19 protein-coding genes and 1 tRNA gene are annotated in these 19,147 nt (G+C 54.9%); 11 read left to right on the forward strand and 9 right to left on the reverse strand.

The window, feature by feature from the left end; genetic code table 11:
• Positions 1 to 48 precede the first annotated feature (48 nt).
• Positions 49 to 369, reverse strand: coding sequence for a CAP domain-containing protein (locus ACRZ96_RS20445; protein WP_480815032.1), 321 nt, complete (start codon positions 367 to 369; stop codon positions 49 to 51).
• A gap of 261 nt (positions 370 to 630) precedes the next feature.
• Here ACRZ96_RS20445 and ACRZ96_RS20450 point away from each other — a divergent pair, with 261 nt between their 5' ends.
• The 6 genes from ACRZ96_RS20450 to ACRZ96_RS20475 all read left to right on the forward strand — a co-directional run bounded on the left by ACRZ96_RS20450 (position 631) and on the right by ACRZ96_RS20475 (position 7,284).
• Positions 631 to 1,419, forward strand: a complete 789-nt coding sequence (locus ACRZ96_RS20450; protein WP_480815033.1) for a WD40 repeat domain-containing protein — start codon at positions 631 to 633, stop codon at positions 1,417 to 1,419.
• A 199-nt stretch (positions 1,420 to 1,618) separates the two neighbouring features.
• Positions 1,619 to 2,158, forward strand: a complete 540-nt coding sequence (locus ACRZ96_RS20455) for a GNAT family N-acetyltransferase (RefSeq protein ID WP_170799680.1) — start codon at positions 1,619 to 1,621, stop codon at positions 2,156 to 2,158.
• A 588-nt stretch (positions 2,159 to 2,746) separates the two neighbouring features.
• Positions 2,747 to 4,018 carry a pyridoxal phosphate-dependent decarboxylase family protein gene (locus ACRZ96_RS20460; protein WP_480705695.1) on the forward strand — a complete coding sequence of 424 codons (1,272 nt, stop codon included), beginning with the start codon at positions 2,747 to 2,749 and terminating at the stop codon, positions 4,016 to 4,018.
• A 603-nt stretch (positions 4,019 to 4,621) separates the two neighbouring features.
• The gene (locus ACRZ96_RS20465) at positions 4,622 to 4,873 is read left to right on the forward strand and encodes an EF-hand domain-containing protein (RefSeq protein ID WP_480815034.1); all 252 of its coding nucleotides are present in this window, start codon (positions 4,622 to 4,624) and stop codon (positions 4,871 to 4,873) included.
• Positions 4,874 to 5,463: 590 nt separating this feature from the next.
• Entirely contained in the window at positions 5,464 to 5,655 is a 192-nt protein-coding gene (locus tag ACRZ96_RS20470) for a hypothetical protein (RefSeq protein WP_170799676.1), read from the forward strand.
• A 996-nt stretch (positions 5,656 to 6,651) separates the two neighbouring features.
• Positions 6,652 to 7,284 carry a JAB domain-containing protein gene (locus tag ACRZ96_RS20475; RefSeq protein ID WP_480815035.1) on the forward strand — a complete coding sequence of 211 codons (633 nt, stop codon included), beginning with the start codon at positions 6,652 to 6,654 and terminating at the stop codon, positions 7,282 to 7,284.
• A 280-nt stretch (positions 7,285 to 7,564) separates the two neighbouring features.
• Here ACRZ96_RS20475 and ACRZ96_RS20480 read toward each other — a convergent pair.
• The 7 genes from ACRZ96_RS20480 to ACRZ96_RS20510 all read right to left on the reverse strand — a co-directional run bounded on the left by ACRZ96_RS20480 (position 7,565) and on the right by ACRZ96_RS20510 (position 14,735).
• Positions 7,565 to 7,641 (reverse strand) — tRNA-Met (locus ACRZ96_RS20480).
• Positions 7,642 to 7,723: 82 nt separating this feature from the next.
• Positions 7,724 to 8,695 carry an alpha/beta fold hydrolase gene (locus tag ACRZ96_RS20485; RefSeq protein ID WP_480815036.1) on the reverse strand — a complete coding sequence of 324 codons (972 nt, stop codon included), beginning with the start codon at positions 8,693 to 8,695 and terminating at the stop codon, positions 7,724 to 7,726.
• Between the two features lie 202 nt (positions 8,696 to 8,897).
• Positions 8,898 to 9,701, reverse strand: a complete 804-nt coding sequence (locus ACRZ96_RS20490; protein WP_170511240.1) for a PaaX family transcriptional regulator C-terminal domain-containing protein — start codon at positions 9,699 to 9,701, stop codon at positions 8,898 to 8,900.
• Positions 9,702 to 9,753: 52 nt separating this feature from the next.
• Positions 9,754 to 11,778, reverse strand: a complete 2,025-nt coding sequence (paaZ, locus tag ACRZ96_RS20495; RefSeq protein WP_480815037.1) for a phenylacetic acid degradation bifunctional protein PaaZ — start codon at positions 11,776 to 11,778, stop codon at positions 9,754 to 9,756.
• A 27-nt stretch (positions 11,779 to 11,805) separates the two neighbouring features.
• Positions 11,806 to 13,158, reverse strand: a complete 1,353-nt coding sequence (locus ACRZ96_RS20500) for a TRAP transporter large permease (protein WP_170397698.1) — start codon at positions 13,156 to 13,158, stop codon at positions 11,806 to 11,808.
• Positions 13,158 to 13,661, reverse strand: coding sequence for a TRAP transporter small permease (locus ACRZ96_RS20505; RefSeq protein WP_170397701.1), 504 nt, complete (start codon positions 13,659 to 13,661; stop codon positions 13,158 to 13,160). Before ACRZ96_RS20505 ends, ACRZ96_RS20500 begins: the two co-directional genes overlap by 1 nt.
• Before the next feature lie 54 nt (positions 13,662 to 13,715).
• Positions 13,716 to 14,735 (reverse strand): TRAP transporter substrate-binding protein, encoded by a 1,020-nt coding sequence (locus ACRZ96_RS20510; protein WP_170397704.1) that lies wholly within the window; start codon positions 14,733 to 14,735, stop codon positions 13,716 to 13,718.
• Between the two features lie 200 nt (positions 14,736 to 14,935).
• Here ACRZ96_RS20510 and paaG point away from each other — a divergent pair, with 200 nt between their 5' ends.
• The 5 genes from paaG (at position 14,936) to ACRZ96_RS20535 (ending at position 18,378) form a co-directional block, all read left to right on the forward strand.
• Positions 14,936 to 15,721: a 2-(1,2-epoxy-1,2-dihydrophenyl)acetyl-CoA isomerase PaaG gene (gene paaG / locus ACRZ96_RS20515; protein ID WP_170424494.1), complete on the forward strand. Its 786-nt coding sequence runs from the start codon at positions 14,936 to 14,938 to the stop codon at positions 15,719 to 15,721.
• 1 nt (position 15,722) lies between these two features.
• Positions 15,723 to 16,151: a hydroxyphenylacetyl-CoA thioesterase PaaI gene (paaI, locus tag ACRZ96_RS20520; protein WP_170397710.1), complete on the forward strand. Its 429-nt coding sequence runs from the start codon at positions 15,723 to 15,725 to the stop codon at positions 16,149 to 16,151.
• Positions 16,152 to 16,166: 15 nt separating this feature from the next.
• Positions 16,167 to 17,474, forward strand: coding sequence for a phenylacetate--CoA ligase PaaK (gene paaK, locus ACRZ96_RS20525; RefSeq protein WP_480815038.1), 1,308 nt, complete (start codon positions 16,167 to 16,169; stop codon positions 17,472 to 17,474).
• Between the two features lie 22 nt (positions 17,475 to 17,496).
• Entirely contained in the window at positions 17,497 to 18,093 is a 597-nt protein-coding gene (locus ACRZ96_RS20530) for a TetR/AcrR family transcriptional regulator (protein ID WP_170397716.1), read from the forward strand.
• 69 nt (positions 18,094 to 18,162) lie between these two features.
• Positions 18,163 to 18,378 carry a hypothetical protein gene (locus tag ACRZ96_RS20535; protein ID WP_170397719.1) on the forward strand — a complete coding sequence of 72 codons (216 nt, stop codon included), beginning with the start codon at positions 18,163 to 18,165 and terminating at the stop codon, positions 18,376 to 18,378.
• Positions 18,379 to 18,381: 3 nt separating this feature from the next.
• Here ACRZ96_RS20535 and ACRZ96_RS20540 read toward each other — a convergent pair whose 3' ends face one another.
• A complete protein-coding gene (locus ACRZ96_RS20540; RefSeq protein WP_170397722.1) occupies positions 18,382 to 19,140 on the reverse strand; it encodes a Phenylacetic acid catabolic protein in 759 nt (252 codons plus the stop codon).
• Positions 19,141 to 19,147: the final 7 nt, after the last annotated feature.

Genomic DNA, 19,147 nt, shown 5'->3' on the forward strand with positions numbered 1-19,147 from the left:
CACTTTTGTGCGGATCTTAACGAAAACAGGTGGGTCAATTTTATTCGCTCATAACCCACCTAAGTGGGTCAATTTTGCATGCCGATTCACACCCTTGGCGATGTTCTCAGCCACAAAACACCATTCGTAGCCTGCCTTGCGCACCCTTTGGTCCACGTCAGACCCATTGGAGCCGGTATGCGAAAAGAACCCCTTCTTCACCATGTCCTCAGCATGAGACTTGGCGGCTTTCTCCAACTTCCGACTATAGACTAACCCTTGAAGCCCTTGGCTTTTGCGAAACGTGTTTAGTTCGTCCGCTGCTATAGGATTTGCAGCGAGTGGCGCGGGCAAAAGAATCGCCAGAATCAACAACAAACGCGTCAGCATTTTTCCACCAAGTTCTGTCTATAATGGCCCACGCGGGTTAATTGAGAGCATGTGATTTCTCGCACTTCTTGACGATCTTAAGCTATCGCACCAAAGATTCAATTTCCTAGAGGGTAGCCCCACAGGCTGGAGTTACGACGCGTCAAACTCGTACCCCCTCATTGAAATCGCTAATCCCATCACGACGCGCCTCACCTGCTTGTATCGGTGCAGCGTGTTTGAATTGTGTCTGAGATAAGAAAATAAGGGGTCTACAGGCAGTTGGCGACCGCGGACCGCAAAGGGCAGATCGTAATTTCGTCGCCTGACTTTTTGGGCGCTCAAATTAGATTTCCTGCGCTCGGCGAAGCAATCTGGTCGCTATCTTTCACATCAAATGGAAGTAGCCTTCTAGCTGGTGCGGAAGGTGGTGCGCATCTGATTGATGTTTCAACCGCTGAAACACTGCGTCGCTTTGCGCTCGACTACGGTAGTGTTACCAGAGCAACCATGCACGCTGATTCATCTAGAATAGCGGTTTCCACAAGCATGGGTGAAGTGCTCGTTTGGCCAACTGACCAGACTGCAATGCCCCTGACTTTGAAGGTATCGGATAATCTCGTTTGGTCAGTGGCCTTCAACCCCGATGGATCACTGCTGGCCGCTGCGGACAGCGACGAAACAGTGTCAGTCTGGCGTCTGGAAGATGGAATGCGACTGCAGAACTTCACAGGCCATGCCCGCGGAGCCACGGACCTCCTTTTTTTGCACGATGGCGCCAGCCTAGTAGCATCCGACAGAAGCGGTGGGCAACATGTCTGGGACCTGAGCTTTGGAAAATTGATTGGCCGCATTCCAAATGCACATGCAGGAGCCATCTGGCGTCTAGCAAATCATCCAGATGGGCAGCAGTTTGCAAGTTCCGGTGAAGACGGAATAGTGCGTATTTGGGATGTTCTGAGCACCAAGGCAGCATGCAACCTGAGCGATGGCGTTTTAGGGACGCAACAACACGAGCAATATCTGGGAGCGGCACGCGATGATGTCTGCGCCAGCCTTAGATCGCAGTGACTCTATTCACGATTTATTGATGCAGGCTTGCGCAGTGATACTCCGGCGCTGTGAAGACTGTCATTGGCAATCTCGCTTCAATAAGGCAAATGACGCTGCACCAGCAAAAGGCAGCTTTGTCCCGCATACCCGACATTCGTTCCATTGTCGGACTGGACTGGGGTTCAACCAAAGATAAACTGATCCGCAGTGAAAGACCATGGAAATCACAACTGAATACAATGAAATAACTGATGACATTATCTCGATGTTTTTGGACACATTCTCCGCATCGGAAGGACCCAAAGCTGGCGGACTGATAAAGGCGTTGGTCACCGAAATGCTGTCTTCGCTGACCACTAACGACATGCTCGTGTTCTCTGCGGTTGAGAACGGGGACGTCTTGGCCAGCATCATCTTCACACGGATGACATATCCGGAAGATGATCGAACGGTATTCATTCTGGCGCCAGTCGCGGTCTCAACCGATCGGCAGGGTAAAGGGCTTGGACAACGCCTGATTGGTCACGCGCTTCAAGCTCTAAGAGACAGTGGGGTTGATGTTGCTTTGACCTACGGGGAAAACAACTTCTATTCGAAGGTGGGCTTCGCTCACATTACAGAAGCCGATGCTCAGCCGCCTTTGCCACTCCAGTATCCGGAGGGATGGCTTGGTCAATCCCTGACAGCAGATCAATTCACCCCACTCAAAGGCACTTCTCGATGCGTTGGTCCACTAGATAATCCAAACCACTGGTAGTGCGTGAGTCGGTAAATGAAGGCTTCCTGCTCAAGAACTGGGGTTCCTTCTCTTTGTAGTATAGACATACCCGTTGCCTTCACTCACTGGCAGAAACGACTTTCTAGCGCTGGCGCATTTTAATGAAGTGGGCCTTTGAGCAGGCGTAGCGAAACGATGGCTTGTCCGCGAGGCAGGCATCAAACCGTTAGAACCGCGTTAATTTCCAACCTAATATGTCAGATGGCTGGTTTGAGCCCAGAGTTACTGTTCCTACAGACTGAACCAAAGTCGGCTTTCGTTAGCTCTGCGCCTCATAGCAAAGCGGATAATCTCAGTAAGATCGGCGGCAGGTCTCAATTGACCCGCCCCATCTGAAGACCGCAAACCTAACGCGGCTTGTATCGCAGATCTGCGATGTTCTAATGCTATCGACAATCGCCCATCAAAAAAGGCTTTGCTATGACTTCTGAAGGCAACCATTTGGATCCGAAAGACTGGGATGATTTTAGCCATCATTTGCACAAGTTAATGGATCAATGCATAGCTCGAATGAAATGCGCGAGGGACTTGCCTTGGCAACCTAAGCCTGACGGGTTTGCCGGTCGCTTGTCCCTGACGCGAGAGGCCGTTGGTGTTGGTATTAAGCAAACGTTCGCTCAGTTGGCTGATGACATCATGCCCTACGCGACCGGCAACACGCATCCACGGTTCTTCGGTTGGGTGCATGGGGCCGGACTGCCGGTTTCCGTTGGGGCAGAATTGGTTGCAGCCACGATGAACAGCAACTGCGGCGGCCGCGATCACGGGGCCATCGAAGTCGAGCGGGTCACGCTGGATTGGCTGCTTGGCGTTTCTGGATTGCCCGAGAGTGCATCTGCCATTCTAACGACTGGTACGTCGCAAGCGACGATCTTAGCGCTGACGGCGGCGCGAAACAAGCAATTTGGTCATGACGTTAGAAAGACCGGTATTCGAGCGCTGCCAAGCGTAGCTGTCTACGTGCGCCGCGGTACGCACTCGTGTATCGGTAAGGCGCTTGAATCGATGGGCTACGGGACAGATGCAATTCATGTTGTCGACACAGACGATGACATGAGGATGGATATTGCATCATTGAAACGCGCTGTTGCAAAAGACAAGTCCATTGATCGCGTTCCTTTGGCCGTGATTGGCACAGCGGGTTCGGTCAACACAGGTTCGTTTGATAGTTTAAACGAGATTGCGGATTTTTGTGTAGACCAAAATATCTGGCTTCATGTGGATGCCGCCTTTGGATTTTGGACACGACTCGCGGATCATCCTTGGGCACAGCTTGTTGACGGGATGGAACGGGCAAATTCGATCTCATGTGATTTTCACAAATGGATGTCCGTTCCTTATGACTGCGGAGCCTGCATGATCTACGATCGCTCCCTGCATTTCGACACGTTTACGTCACGCCCTAGCTACCTTGAACAACAAAATGAAGGGCTTGGAGGAGGCGATCTGTGGTTCTGCGACTATGGGCTGGAGCTTTCGCGCGGATTTCGCGCCCTTAAGGTCTGGGCCGCGATTAAATCGATCGGAACACAGGCCTTCTCTGCGTCCATTACGAACAACTGCAAGCAGACTGCATTGATGGCTGAGCTGGTCGAGGCATCTGATGTTTTGGACCTTTCGTTTCCCGTCACTTCTAATATTTGCTGTTTCTACATTGCCTATGGAGACGTGAACAAAATCGCAGCCGAGCTTCAGCTTTCTGGTGATGCCGTATTCTCAACAACCGTCATCAAAGGCAAGGCGTGTCTACGTGCAGCCTTGGTCAATCACCGCACAACATCCGAGGATATTCGTCAATCAATCCAAGCCGTTGAACGCGCGGTCAGACGTCACAAATAGTGCTTGACGCAGGCAATCGGGTCTGAGCAACCAATCATGTTCTTTTTGCAAGGAACCTGGGCAATTAACTCAAAAGTACGTCGTTCAATATCTGAACTTTGGAAGGACATTTTCCAGTTCATTTTTCACGACATCTTTCCATTGCCCCGCGCCCTAGAAACTAAGTTTGTTTGATCAAATAGCTGACAACATGCTGGAGAAACTAAGTCGCGCGTTCTAATAGGAGGAAAACAGTAAACGTATCATGGATGCGGCTTTTGGCACAGCAGCAGTCAAAGGCCGCTTTGTCCACTAAATGATATTCGATCTCAACATTCCTGATGGTTTTCAGCATTATTGAAGACCACCACTCGCGAAACCAAACATGTCAGAGGCTTTGAGCGGAGCATTGCCATGTTACACGGTTCAGCTCGGGCATTAATTACCTAGCCATATTAGGGGATTTTTTGCCCCGCAGATCTTTGTGCGAGCGACTCAAGAAAACACGCGGAGATTGGCGCATACACTTACGATTCACGTATGACGGTCGACGCTGCGTGCACAAGCATATTTCTAGTCCGTGTCAGGACAGAAATGCTCAATTCTTGCTTAGGAGCGAATACAATGAAAACCAAACAAGTCGCAGTTCTTGCAGCAGTCGCCTTTGCATTACCCACTTTGGTCACCGCACAATCTGCAGACGCTAACGGAGATGGTGTACTGACCATCGAAGAGGTGCAGGCTGTTGCCCCGAACGTTGATGCAGAGACTTTTTCTGCCATGGACGCCAATGGCGATGGTACACTGGATCAAAACGAGATTCAGGTTGCAGAAGAGGCAGGGGTCTTGCCCCCCCAGAAACGGCTATCCTGCTGAGTGAGAATGGTGGCCCAATCCTCCCGGGGTCGCCATTCTGTTTGATTTCCACGCAAAGCTTGGTGGAATAGCGTGAGGACTCGCCAAACTAGTTTCTTGGCTTGAATTAACAAAAATGTTTACTAAGTGTTTCTCCGCTCCGCTATGCTATCCGAATGTGTGGACGCTTCGGCAGACCTGAAATGACATGGGCGGAACTCTATGCCCTGCAGAACTGGAACGTGAACGGCGTTCCTATCCCAACTGAGCGCGATCCAAACGCCCAAGACCTGTCCATGAGCTGAAACTCAAGCCAACTTAAATGTTGGATATAGCGTTCCATCCATGACGACCGACTTATTAGCTCTACGGCCCACTGGCGGCTTGTACCGCACTGGTTCCAGGAAGACGTGAAGCAATGGAAACCCACCACTTTCAATGCAAAGATAGAAACGCCACATAAACTGGGTTCGTTCTCAGACACCCGGATTTTGCACCGGTGCCCGTGGCCACAGCGAATGAGACCAAAGCCAGTTGGACAATTTTTTTCATATAGAGGAGGCTAAACGCTTCTTTCGTCGAATGAAACCCACGCTGCACGACTCTCGGCCATGAGCGGACCCCGCCTTACCTTGAGCGAAATCGACGAGCTCGAAATCGACGATGCACTCAATCGAGGCGGTATCATCGGCAGATTGGACCTAAGCTTTGTGGCGCAAATTCACGAAGCCATGCAGAGGACGCCGTTTACGTCTCAACGCAACAAAGAGCGGCTTGCTGTGTTGTTCTCGACCTATCTGTAACGGCCCCGCTTAGGCGGGGCCTTTGCTTTCTAAAGTGTGCTTTTTCCATATTGCTAAACGTACATTCGCCCTCTGTTCTGACTTCTGAATTGTTTCGTGTGCGCTTCCATGTTCTGCCCCTATATCGATGCCATTGAGGTGTCATAATACCCAAAAAAGAAAGAACAAGAAGGGAACAAATAAGACTCAAAGGAGGTTTTTGAGATGCACTCATTGAGCACCAATTTGCCGTTTCTTTTAGCAACAGGAAATTTTGCTGCGACCGAATACCGATTGAGTTATTGTCCTGCATGCTCAGACAATTGGAGTAGAGAATGGCTCAGCATTCTCGGACAAGAACTGAACTGGTCGCGATACCTAGTGACCTTGTCGGCACGCGTGCCGCAGTGTTTTTCTTGCTCAGTAGACCTAAGCGCCGCAAACTCCACATCGGATTTGCTGACCGAGCCGCTAACACTCCTACGCGCCCTTCAGCACTTGAGCCTCGCGGTCGGCACTACACAAAGACACTCCTTTTGACGGACGAGTTTATCTTCACCTAAGTCTGGCTGCATCAGTTCGAACGAACATGATGAATTCAACCACGTGTTCGCAACAAATAATAAGCTTTTACCACTCGTTAACCAACTTGTGGGCATGGGCCATGGGCTGGTGCATCAAGCGGTAACCATGAAAAAGTCGGCAATACTGGACAATTTAAAAGAGGTAATAGGCTGAGATAGAAAAAGGTTCGGCAAGCTGGTCAAGTATGACGATCACAACGGATTTTCAGAGGAAGAATTGAAGGGATTGGATGAGTTGTACGCACGCAGCCCACCACCTAACGCCATAACCGAACCTGCACACCCGCCGTCATACGTGTATCGAGACCGACTTTCACGAAAGAATGCTGCTGGTGGTGGCCTGATTAAAGACGACGACGGGGCTAACCGGCCTCACAATTGGGGGCATCGCGAGCGACTGCGGCAACGCTTTCTCAAAGGCGGTCACGATCCAATGCCGGAATATGAGCTTTCAGAGCTGCTACTTTTCAAAGCAATTCCGAGGATCGACATTAAGCCATTGGCAAAACGTCTGCTGGCTGAGTTCGGCGACCTGAATGGGGTCATTGCAGCCTCAAAGCACCGAATTCTCAAGTTAGATGTGGCTAGTGACCGGGTTCACTACCATCTGCGCGTTATAGAAGCTGTCGGGTATAGGATGGCACAGGCACAGAGAAACGACCAACCGCGGTTAGCTAGTTATGCCTGCAATACTCTTAATTCCTTGAATCATGGAATACACATATCTGAAATTGATAAATACCTACCCGGGCTCCCCACGATGGATCCGGAGGCTTTGTTTAGCTTGCTCTCACTTTCCTCGGAGCTTCGAGTAAGCAGTGGGCGGAATGTCTATCTTTCGCATTGGAACGACGATAGAAGAACATCACTTCCGGCGGCATTGAAAGAGACATTGGAGGAGGCTGTAGAGGAGGCCGAAGGCGGGTGCAGTTTCGACCTTTTGAGGATAAGGGTATCCGAGAAAATGAAAAGGAGTTGCGATCGTCAACAGCTATCAAGTGCTCTGCAAAACACCAATGCAATTTTGAAGCCAAACGGAAGATGGGTTTTGGACAAAGCGGATTAGTCGGACATAGTTATTTGTGACTTTTCAGCGTAGCTGAATTCCATCGGTCGTATCCAGAAAACCTCTAATCGGATAGGGGCATATAGTTCAAGCTGGACAGCTAGCGACCGCCACTCTCTGGGGAAGTCCTATAGCGGTTTTCGAATCTTACTAGCCAGATGAGAATCTCGAGCTCCACTGATCAAATGCTGCTGAATATCGGACAAATAGTGGTAAGGGTGATGGTAGAAACTCAAGAATAATATTTTTTACATTTTTTCAATGTTTTATGTTGGTGATTTGGTAGCGGAGGAGGGACTTGAACCCCCGACACGCGGATTATGATTCCGCTGCTCTAACCAACTGAGCTACTCCGCCACGAGTGTGAGGCGATTTAAGCGAGGGGCCGGGGAGGGTCAAGAGGGAAAAGCGTGCCTGCCGAGATTCTTTATTGCGTTGTTCAATGCGCATCCTGCTCTGCCAGCCGGGTGCGGGAATTCTCGGCGATCTGGCGGATGAAACGCGCGCAGATTTCGGGTTCTGTGATGAGTATCATGTGACCCCGGTGTTCCAGGACCTCAAAGGTCAGGCCGAATTTCGTCATTGTAGCACCGTGTAGCTCGGCGGACAGGATCGGGTCCTCTGTGCCGAACAGGATGCCTCCGGGCACGCGCAGATCGTTATAGCGTGAAGTCAGGGCACCCATGCTGGCCTCTACCCCAACAACATCCTGTGAGGCGGTGATAAAGGCCGAGGGGCGAAGACCAAGGGCACCCCCAGCACGGTTCAGGAAGTCTGAGGGCGCGGGCTCGGGTGCGAAGACGTCTTTCAGCACGAGGGGTGCGGTTTTTCGGGCCATCGGGACGGCGATTGTATTGCCAATAAGGTTGCGCAGCCACTCGGTACGGATTTCAAGTGGTTTGAAAACGGCGGGCGGTTCCGGCATTTGTTGCGTCAAGGGGGCCAGAAGCGCCAACGCCGCCGTGTTGTCGGGATAATCCAGTGCCATCGCAAGAGACACGGCGCCACCTAGAGAATGACCGACCAGTGTGGCTTGATCGACGTTCTTTATTTCCAGAAACTCGTGGATCATGCGGGCTTGTTCGGGCAATTCCGCCAACTGGGCAGCATCGCGCGTGGAATAGCCACAGCCCGGACGGTCAACCGCGAGAACGTGATAATCCCGAGCAAGATCATCCACCAATGCATACGTAAAATGCTGCAATTGGCCTGATAGGCCATGGATCATGACAATTGTCGGGTTGGAAGGGTCGCCTTTTTCGACATAGTGAATGCTGCCACCGTGAACGGGCACGATCCGCCCCAGTTGCGGCACCATTTCGGTGCCCTGCCGCGTTAGGCGACGAGTCCAGATGTGCATCCCCAGCAAAAGGGACATCAGCAACAAGACAATCGTTAGCAAAATCGACATCACGGATCTCCGGTAGGTTTGCTCAGGCGATGGTATTGCCCGGGGCCCGATTGCACCATGCGTTTTCTGAACGGCTGAATTGGCAGGCAGATAACCGCAACCTAATTATTGGTTTGTAAATTGGTATGACTTGGTCAGAAAAGCTCCCAGCACCCGGTATGTGCGCCGCACTGATAATATGGTTGAACAGACCGCTCAGCGTTCAACCACTTCCGCTCAACACATCAGCTGACGGTCGTGGCAGCAAATCAAGCAGCCCGAACACGCTATCGCGACAAGCAGGGCCAGCCCAATCAACAGGATAAAAAGCCAAAGGTAAGTCCGGCTGGCGTAGCACGACGCGCCGCCACCGATGCACCAGCAGGGTGCGCAGTGTTGCGCTCTGCAAGGGGGTTGGCGCCCAGCCTTCGGGACGGGACTTCGCGGCGCGTTCGACCGCGCCCAGAAGAGCCTTGCAAGAGGCGCGCAATTCGGGTGGACACAACCGATCCTGCACCCATTTGGGAGCTGCGTGCGGAGAGATGTCCAAGGCCAGCAAACCGTCTGACTGATCGGACACAGGCCCCGCACCCATCGCTACGTTGCGCCCAATAGGGATATAGTCGTCGCTGAGCATCACGTCTTCAAGCACTTGTGTGCCCGATCCATCCTCGGCGATCAGAAGATGCCAATTTTCAATGGGCGAAGGACCGCGCGCATATATGCGCGGCGTGACGGCGGCGGATTGCGTCCGGCCGAATTCCGAGAGGACATGGCGCGAAACGCGTCCAATCCGGTCACTTTCAATCCAGCCGTCCTTGCGCAGCCGGTGCAGAGCGACGCGGATCGCTTCGGGTTTGATGCCCATCGGCTCAATTATCCGGGTCAGAACACCGCCCGAGATTTGCGCGCCGGGCTCTTGTGCCATGTCACCAAACAGCGAGACGATAATCGACCAGACCCGCTGGTCTTGCGGGTCCGCCAGTTCGGCCACAGCCGTTTCGAACCACGAGGTCTTTTCGGTCATGGACCCAGTTTAACCCATTAGGCCCAATAAGAAAAACAGGTAGTACAGCGGGTCAGCGGGCGTTCATGGTCAGAAGCTCGTATTCTGCGACCGGTTCGTCATCTTGATTGGTCAGGGACACGTGCCAGCGAACCTCGCCATAATCGTCATTGCGTGGGGTTTTCTGCTTTACCGTCAGGCGCACCTTGATGCTGTCGCCAGCAACAACGGGCTTCATGAACCGCAGCCCATCCAGTCCGGTATTGGCCAGCACCGGCCCCTCGTTCGGTTCAACAAATAGGCCCGCCGCAAAACTGAGCAACAGATAGCCATGCGCTACCCGACCGGGGAAGAACGGATTTCGCGCCGCCGCGTCCTCGTCCATATGCGCATAAAAGGTATCGCCGGTGAAATTGGCGAAGTGTTCGATATCCTCCAGCGTGACAGTGCGCGGGGCTGTGTGCAGCGTCTCTCCGACCTGCAACTCACCAAATTTACGGGTGAACGGATGGGCCGGACCTTGGATTTCGGGCGCTCCGGGCACCCATTTGGTGCTGATACCACTGAGCATGCGCGGGGAGCCCTGAATGGCCGTGCGCTGCATATAGTGTTTCACACCGCGCACGCCGCCCATTTCCTCACCGCCGCCCGCACGGCCCGGCCCACCATGCACCATATGGGGCAGCGGAGATCCGTGGCCGGTCGATTCAGCCATCGAGTCGCGGTCGTTGATGTAAATCCGCCCGTTATAGGCTGCGGCCCCCATCACTACGTTGTGCGCGACCTTTGTGTCGTGAGTGATCAGCGACGTGACCAGAGACCCCTGCCCGCGATTGGCAAGTGCCACCGCATGATCCAGATCGCGGTAGCCCATGAGGGTCGAAACTGGGCCGAAGGCCTCGGTATCGTGCACGCGCTGCGCTTTGTCGGGGTCAGCACAGTAAAACAGCATCGGGGGAACGAATGCGCCGGTTTCAGGGCCGTGCAGGTCGAACGCGTCGGGGTTGCCATAAACCCGTTCAGCCTCTTGCCCGATCAGAGCTGCCTTTTCCAGAACGTCGGCTTTCTGCCCGTTCGACACCAGCGCGCCCATGTGAGTGGTGTCGGAACGGGGGTCGCCGATGGTGATATTTGCCAATCGGTCAGACAGCGCGGCAATTATGGCGTCGACCTGCAGCTGGGGCGCGATGATGCGTCGGATCGCAGTGCATTTCTGGCCCGCCTTTGTGGTCATCTCGCGCGAGACTTCCTTGACGAACAGGTCAAATTCGGGCGTGCCGGGCGTGGCATCGGGCCCGAGGATGGAAGCGTTCAAGCTGTCCTGCTCGGCCACAAACCGGACCGAGTTCTGCAAGATCGCAGGCGTCTGCCGCAGCTTCAACGCGGTGTTCGCCGAGCCTGTGAAGCTGACCACATCCTGACAATCCAAGTGATCGAGCATGTCGCCCAACCCGCCCGAGACCAGCTGTAGCGCACCGGCAGGCAGGATGCCGCTATCCAGCATGATCCGCACTGCCAGTTCGGTGACGTAGCAACTGTTGGTAGCCGGCTTGACGATTGCAGGCACGCCAGCCAGCAGCGTCGGGGCCAGCTTTTCCAGCATCCCCCAGACCGGGAAGTTGAAGGCGTTGATATGAACCGCGACCCCTTGCAGGGGCGTGCAGATATGCTGCCCCAAAAAGGTGCCATTGCGTGACAACTGCTCGATTTCGCCGTCCAGATAAACCTGCGCATCCGGCATCTCGCGCCGGCCTTTTGAGGCAAAGACAAACATCGTGCCGATGCCACCATCGATATCGATCAGGTGGTCCTTCTGCGTAGCTCCGGTTTCGAAACTCAAGCCGTAAAGGGCTTGTTTATGCGCCGAAAGCTCTTGCGCCAGCGCCTTGAGCATCCGAGCACGGTCGTGGAACGTTAACTTGCGCAGCGCGGGGCCACCGGTATTGCGCGCATAGTCAAGCATCGCCTGCACGTCGAGCGCGGCATTGCCAGCGCTGGCAAACGGTGCGCCGGTGATGGCGGATGCGATGGTGCGTGCGCCTTCTCCAGGCGCGACCCAAGTACCAGCGGCGAAGCTGGAAATCTGATGCAGGGACATGGTGTTCTCCTGTTTGATGCGGTGGGACTAGTGTCCCAAAGCGCCCATTTGCTGCGGCAGATACAGCACCACGATGGGCACCAGCACGATCAGCGCGAGGCGGAAGATATCGGCGATCCAGAACGGAGTGACGCCACGAAATATGGTGCCGGTCGAGACGTCACCCACCACGCCTTTCAGGATGAAGACGTTCAGGCCAACGGGTGGCGTGATCAGCGAGATTTCGGTGACAACCACGACGACGATGCCAAACCAGATTGGGTCATAGCCCAGAGACGTGACCAACGGGAAGAAGATCGGAACCGTCAGCAACAGCATCGAGAGGGATTCGAAGACGCAACCCAGAATGATGTAGATACCAAGGATCATCAGGATCACGACAAACGGAGCCACATCATAGGCGGTCACCATCGCGATCAGGGCTTCGGGCAAACCGGCCAGATTGATGAAATTTGAGAATATCTGCGCACCAATCAACACCGCAAACAGGGCAGACGCGGTAAAGCAGGTCTCTTTCAGCACCTCGAATGTCGAGCCAACCGTGAGGCCCCCACGAAAGAGTGCAATCAGAAAGGCCCCAGCGGCCCCCATACCTGCGGCCTCGGTGGGTGAGAATGTCAGGTTTAGGGGCTCAAAATCGAAGGCTCCATAAAGCCCGCCAATCACTAGGAAGAACAACAACAGCACCGCCCAAACCGAACCCAGCGCACGGATGCGTTCGGACCATGTGGCACGCTCTCCGGCTGGGCCGGCCTCGGGGTTGCGCCAGACGGTCCAGCGCACGGCGAAGAGGTAGAACAGAATGCCGAGGATGCCAGGGATGATGCCCGCCATGAACAGTTTCCCGATCGAGGTCTCGGTCAGCAACCCGTAGATGACCAGAATGACCGATGGAGGGATCAGAATGCCAAGCGTACCACCGGCGGCAATCGAGGCGGTCGAGAGTTCATCGGAATAGCCGTAACGCCGCATCTGCGGCATCGCGACCTTTGACATCGTGGCGGCGGTTGCCAGCGACGATCCGCAGATAGCCGAAAATCCGCCACAGGCCGCAACCGTTGCCATGGCAATACCACCGCGCATGTGGCCAAGAAAGGCGTTGGACACCGCGTAAAGCTCGCGCGCCATGCCGCCCTTGTTCACGAACAGGCCCATCAGGATGAACAGCGGTACAACCGACAGACCATAGTCCTGCGCAGTGTCGGTGATCTGTCGGCCCACCATGGACATGGCAGCCTTCATCCCGCGCTCATCAAAGATCGAGCCGCCACGCTCATAGGCAAAGCCCAATGTGCCGACCAGACCCATGGCAAAAACGATAGGAAGGCGCACCAGCACCAAGATCAATACAATCGCAAATCCGATTAGCGCTGCGGTCATTACATAGGCTCCGACAGTGTATTTGGGGCGAAGGCCTTTAGCAGCCCAGTGGCGATCATCACCAGTGCAGTGATGGCAACAGACAGGGTAATGAACCAGCCGATCAGGTAGGTGGGGATTGAAAGATATTCGGTTACATCCCCATAATCCCGCGCTCGCTCGGCCAGGACCCAAACGCGCTGGACCGGCCAGAACAGCATGATGCCGCTGACCACATAGATCACAACGTCCCGCGCACGCGACAGATGCAGACGGTGGAAGAACCCGTCTGTCAGATCGACCGCGATATGGCCATTGGTGGTGGAGACGATCGGGAGGACAGAAAACACCAGAATTGCCATCAGAATGCGCGTCAGCTCGGTGGCGGCCTCAATGGGCGCATTGAAGACCGAACGCAGGATCACGTCGCAAAAGGTCATTACCATCAGGATAAACAGTGCAATGCAGGCCACGATCACGGGAAGGGCGCTGGCACGGCGCACAAGCTGAATAATAGGGGTCATGGGAAACTCGCGCAGGGTAAGTCAGGGCGGCGCAAGAGCCGCCCTGCAGTCGGATCAGTTCGAGGACATTTCCGATTTGATCATGTCATATGCGGCCTGAGCGTCGACACCTGTTGCGTCAACCTCGGCGATGACCTTGCCGCGGATGTCTTCGGCGATCGCCGAGAACTTCTCCATATCCGCATCTGTGGCAGCGTTGATGGCATTGCCTTCTGCCGCCTCGGTTGCCTCACGTCCAGTGGCGTCGATCTCATCCCAGATTTTGCCGATCTCACGGCTCAGCGGTTCGCCGAACACGTTTTCTTCCAGCGCCGTCTGCAGCTCGGGTGGCAGATCTGCGAAGGTGTCTTCGTTCATGATGAAGGCAAACGAACCGCGATAAAGACCACCGGGCATCTCATACACATTCTGCGCAACCTCTGTCAGCTTGAAACCCTTGCGCGATTCCAGCGGCATGACGACACCGTCCGCCGCTTTCGACGCCAGTGTTTCATAGACTTTCGGAGCAGGCACCTGAATGCCGGTCGCACCAAGCGCCGCACCAACGTCTCCGCCAACGCCACCCGGGATACGTACTTTCAGGCCCGAAACCTCATCCAGAGTGGTTACTGGCGCGCTGGAATGCAGCTGCGCGGGTCCATGCGTGTGCAAGGCGATGACTTTGACACCACGATGCTCGTCAGCAGCTTTCAAGTACTTGTCGTAGGCGCGCCAGTAGGCAACCGAAGCGTCCTCGGCCGAGCCTTCGTAACCAGGCAGTTCGATCAGCTTGGTGGTGACGAAGCGTCCCGGTTGATAGCCATGAAAGATAATCGAGGCATCGGCCGCGCCATCCATAATCAGGTCCATCTGCGCAGGCGGTGGAGCGATACCCAGCTTAAGCTCTGCGGTGACCTGCCCGTCAGTGGCCTCCTCTACCATTTCGACGAATTTGGGCCACATCTTTGCGTTGATGCCGTGGGTGGGTGGGGCCCAGCTGGAAATTGTCAGGGTGTAGTCAGCCGCAAAAGCAATGGTGCCGGACACCGCCAAGGTTGCAGACGCCAACAATGTGGTGAGCTTGGTGAATTTCATGACCGGGTCTCCTCCTCAAAATCGCAAGTCGTGAATGTGTTAATGGTACGTTTTGTAACTATCAACGACGAGAAATGCTGTTCCGCCCGCTGGCCAAATGGCATTTCCGATCGCCGAGTCACAAACGGCTATAGAATTTATTGACCAACCGTTCGGTTTATGCAAGAAGTTTGTTGTAACTTATGAAAAGCGAACCGGGCATGTCCGACACGATTATTTCGCAGAATATGGGTCAATGGGTTGAAATTACACTCAATCGCCCTGATCGCCTGAACAGTTTCACGGATGAGATGCACTATGCCCTGCGCGCTGCACTTGAGGCCGCGCGTGACGGTGGTGCACGAGCGGTGCTGTTAACCGGCGCGGGGCGCGGGTTCTGCGCAGGGCAGGATTTGGGCGATCGAAACCCTGCCACGATGGAGGGTCCGCCGGATTTGGGCTATACGGTTCGCACCTTCTACGCGCCTTTGGTCCGCCTGATCAGGTCCTTGGAATTACCTGTTGTCTGCGCCGTCAATGGCGTTGCCGCCGGGGCGGGTGCGAATCTCGCCTTGGCTTGTGATGTGGTACTTGCCGCTGACTCCGCCAAGTTTATCCAATCATTTTCCAAAGTGGGCCTGATCCCTGATACCGGCGGCAGTTGGCATCTGCCACGTTTGCTGGGTGAAGCCCGAGCCAAAGGGCTGGCCCTGACTGGGCAACCCCTGCCAGCAAAGCAGGCTGCGGATTGGGGGCTGATCTGGAAAGCAATTCCAGACGCTGAACTAATGACCGAGGCGCGCGCGCTAACGGAACAGTTCGCCAATGGTCCAACGCTGGGACTTGGCCTGACGAAACAGACGATACAGGCGGCTGCCACGAATACCCTGACCGATCATCTCGAGATTGAGGCGGACGCAATGAAAACCTGCGGCGAAAGCGTCGACTATGCCGAGGGCGTTACTGCGTTTCTGGAAAAGCGTGCGCCAGTATTTCGGGGAGAATGAGATGACGCCGAAGGAACGCGCCCAGAAAGCCGCTGCTGCCATGTGGGGGCGGGACAATGCCTCGAAATGGGCAGGCATGGAACTGGTGGAGATGGATGAAGGCGCTGCGACGCTGGCGTTGCAGGTGGCTGACCATCACTGCAACGGGCACGGGATCTGCCATGGCGGCGTGACATTCATGTTGGCCGACAGCGCCTTTGCCTTTGCCTGCAATAGTCGCAACCAGTCCACAGTCGCCCAGCACAATGTGATCAGCTACGTCGCGCCCGCGCGATCCGGTGATCTGCTGACGGCCCGCGCAACGGAACTGAGCCTGACAGGGCGCAGCGGCATCTATGACGTATCCATAACCAACCAAGCCGGACAAAAGATCGCAGAATTTCGGGGCTTTTCCCGCGCGGTCAAAGGCCCGGTGTTTGACGAGACCTGAGATGAGGGGGATGGCATGAAGGATCTTACTCCGAACAAGGCGGATCTTGATCCGATCGAGATCGCCTCGATTGATGAAATCCGCAACCTACAGTTGGATCGGCTGAAATGGTCGCTGCGCCATGCTTATGACAACGTGCCTATGTACCGGCAGCGGTTTGATGAGGCCGGTGTGCATCCTGACGACCTTCAGTCCCTCAGTGATCTGGCACGGTTTCCGTTTACCTACAAAAACGATCTGAGGGAAAACTATCCCTTTAGTCTGTTTGCAGTCCCGCGTGAGCAGATCATTCGTGTTCATGCCTCGTCGGGAACCACGGGCAAGCCAACCGTCGTGGGGTATACGCAAGGCGATATCGATAATTGGGCGGATCTGGTGGCGCGGTCGTTGCGTGCCAGCGGTTTGCGCCGGGGCGACATGGTGCACAACGCCTATGGCTATGGCCTGTTCACCGGCGGCCTGGGCGCGCATTATGGAATCGAACGTCTGGGGGCCACGGTCGTCCCGATGAGCGGTGGGCAGACCGGCAAGCAGGTCGACCTGATCACTGACTTCAAACCTGACGGGATTATGGTAACACCATCCTATATGCTGAACATTCTTGAGCAGTATCACAAGATTGGACTCGATCCGCGCGAAAGTTCCTTGGCTGTCGGCGTCTTTGGCGCTGAACCTTGGACGGATTCGATGCGCTCCGAGGTTGAACAAGCATTCGATATGCATGCCGTCGATATCTACGGTCTGTCCGAGATCATGGGACCGGGCGTCGCCAATGAGTGCGTCGAAACCAAAGACGGGCCCGTGATCTGGGAAGACCACTTCTACCCCGAAATCATCGACCCGCAGACCGGCGAGGTCATGCCTGATGGTGAGATTGGTGAACTGGTCTTTACCACGCTGACCAAAGAAGGTCTTCCGATGATCCGCTATCGCACCCGTGACCTGACGCGGCTTTTGCCCGGCACGGCGCGGTCGATGCGTCGGATGGAAAAGATCACGGGCCGCTCGGATGACATGATCATTCTGCGGGGTGTCAACGTCTTCCCCAGTCAGATCGAGGAGCAGGTTCTGGCAACCGGCGGTCTGGCGCCCTACTACCAGATCGAACTTTATAAAGCTGGCCGGATGGACGCGATGCGCGTGCATGTCGAAGCAACGCCGGATGCAGCCGATGAGCTGAGCAAAACCGCCGCTGCTCGGATGCTATCTCGCCGGATTAAAGAGGTGGTTGGCATCTCGACCGAGATCGATATAGGCGAGCCGGGCGAGGTTGAACGCTCACAGGGCAAGGCCCGGCGCGTGATTGACAATCGGGACAGCTAAGCGACAGACGGAGGGTCAGGATTTGGCGCGCACGATAGCAAAAGACCACGACCATAAACGAACACGCATCCTGAAATGCGCCGCCCGCGTCTTCGCGCAGGAAGGATTTGATCGGGCGTCAATGTCTCAGCTGGCGCGGGAGTGCGGGATATCCAAGGCCAATATCTATCACTACTACGACAGCAAGGACGCCATTCTGTTTGATATTCTCGACAGTTACCTGCTGCAATTGCGTGACCAGGTTTGCGGCTTGGACCTTGACGGGATGGAACCCGCGGATCGCTTGAAACGGGTGGTGCGGGAAATCCTACTGGCCTATCAAGGCGTGGATGATGAGCATCGCGTGCAAACCAGCGGCATGTCCGCATTGCCCGAAGAGCAGCAGAATCTGCTGCGTGGCTATCAGCGGGATCTGGTGGTGTTCGTCAGTGACATCATCGCCAGCATCTCGCCTGCAACTTTCAAGGATGATGCGGCCAAGCTTCGGGCCACGACCATGTCCGTTTTCGGAATGTTGAACTGGTTCTACATGTGGAATGCCGGGGCGGATGCCAACGCGCGCAGCGATTACGCCGCGTTGGTAAGCAATCTGACATTATCAGGTGTTGATGGCCTTTGAACCCTTGTTGGCACAGAGTTGATTTGGCTCTGCGGTCAGGATGAGGTTCAATAAGGGCGGATGTTACCCATGCAACGCCCTGATCGTTTCGATAAATTCTATTTCGCCAAAGTAGGTCTGGGCGAAGCCTGTGGCTGCGCCGAGCGGGTGATTGACGTTTTTGAGTTCAATCGGAAATGTGGTGCTAAAGCCCGGCAGTCATTGAAGAAAGATCGGCGAAAGCGTCGCACGCTTCGCGGTTTGGCCGTGAAGTATGGGTTGCTGAGCCGCAAACGCCAACCTTGAAAGCTAGGGTACTTCAAGTCCCAGCTTTTCGACCTGTTCGGTCGCTTTTACTGTCCACTGATCTTTCATCTCAATCCCGGTTAATTGCCGCAGCCCCAGCTTGCGGAGCGTTTCGGTTTTCTCGGCTGTGCCCGCCCCAAAACTTGCCGCGACCCGGGGCCACCAATAGTCGACCGACGCTTGCATTTCTGCAGCCTTTCCCTGTTCGATCAGCTTGCCCGCACCCTCAAGCGCAAGCTCCCCATGGCGCGCCTCGATCGGGGAAATCTCGCGGAAGGCCTCGGCCAGAGGCTGATAGGATATCTGCGAAAACTGGGCGAGTTGGACGTCAACCGCCTGGCTCATCAGCAGGTTCATAACCACGGCATCTTCCCATCCTTCGATCGGATAGTTGAATACAGCAAGGCGCATGTCGTGTTCGGACCGCGTAGCCCCGATATCCGCATCACGATCCAGACGTGTGGTCCAGGGATGGTGATTTGCATAGCGGTCAGTGTTGGCTCCGAACTCGCCCATGATTTTCAGGACACGATCTGCGTTGTCGGTCTTTTCCAGCACAATCTTGGCCGCCGCGATGCGTTCCTTGATGCCCGGGCCCAGATTTATGATGTCGGCAAAGCCCGCTGCGCCGGCCAGTTCGCTGTCCACGAAGGTCGCCATCAGTTTCATGAGCTCTGCACGATAGCGCGGAGGCACGTTGGTTGGATTACTCAGGACACCACCCGCTGCCAAATAGCTCTCGATTGTCATGTCTTCAGCCATCATTCCC

Source organism: Ruegeria sp. CF1 (assembly GCF_056537445.1).

Bases quoted from the DNA above. Each gene is read 5' to 3' on its own strand.
- ACRZ96_RS20535 (WP_170397719.1), top strand. From the start codon at position 18,163: ATGCAACGCCCTGATCGTTTCGATAAATTCTATTTCGCCAAAGTAGGT.
- ACRZ96_RS20510 (WP_170397704.1), bottom strand. From the start codon at position 14,735: ATGAAATTCACCAAGCTCACCACATTGTTGGCGTCTGCAACCTTGGCG.
- paaG (WP_170424494.1), top strand. From the start codon at position 14,936: ATGTCCGACACGATTATTTCGCAGAATATGGGTCAATGGGTTGAAATT.
- ACRZ96_RS20455 (WP_170799680.1), top strand. From the start codon at position 1,619: ATGGAAATCACAACTGAATACAATGAAATAACTGATGACATTATCTCG.
- ACRZ96_RS20505 (WP_170397701.1), bottom strand. From the start codon at position 13,661: ATGACCCCTATTATTCAGCTTGTGCGCCGTGCCAGCGCCCTTCCCGTG.
- ACRZ96_RS20500 (WP_170397698.1), bottom strand. From the start codon at position 13,158: ATGACCGCAGCGCTAATCGGATTTGCGATTGTATTGATCTTGGTGCTG.
- ACRZ96_RS20445 (WP_480815032.1), bottom strand. From the start codon at position 369: ATGCTGACGCGTTTGTTGTTGATTCTGGCGATTCTTTTGCCCGCGCCA.
- paaZ (WP_480815037.1), bottom strand. From the start codon at position 11,778: ATGTCCCTGCATCAGATTTCCAGCTTCGCCGCTGGTACTTGGGTCGCG.
- ACRZ96_RS20470 (WP_170799676.1), top strand. From the start codon at position 5,464: ATGAGCGGACCCCGCCTTACCTTGAGCGAAATCGACGAGCTCGAAATC.
- ACRZ96_RS20465 (WP_480815034.1), top strand. From the start codon at position 4,622: ATGAAAACCAAACAAGTCGCAGTTCTTGCAGCAGTCGCCTTTGCATTA.
- paaK (WP_480815038.1), top strand. From the start codon at position 16,167: ATGAAGGATCTTACTCCGAACAAGGCGGATCTTGATCCGATCGAGATC.
- ACRZ96_RS20485 (WP_480815036.1), bottom strand. From the start codon at position 8,695: ATGTCGATTTTGCTAACGATTGTCTTGTTGCTGATGTCCCTTTTGCTG.
- paaI (WP_170397710.1), top strand. From the start codon at position 15,723: ATGACGCCGAAGGAACGCGCCCAGAAAGCCGCTGCTGCCATGTGGGGG.
- ACRZ96_RS20540 (WP_170397722.1), bottom strand. From the start codon at position 19,140: ATGGCTGAAGACATGACAATCGAGAGCTATTTGGCAGCGGGTGGTGTC.
- ACRZ96_RS20475 (WP_480815035.1), top strand. From the start codon at position 6,652: ATGCCGGAATATGAGCTTTCAGAGCTGCTACTTTTCAAAGCAATTCCG.
- ACRZ96_RS20490 (WP_170511240.1), bottom strand. From the start codon at position 9,701: ATGACCGAAAAGACCTCGTGGTTCGAAACGGCTGTGGCCGAACTGGCG.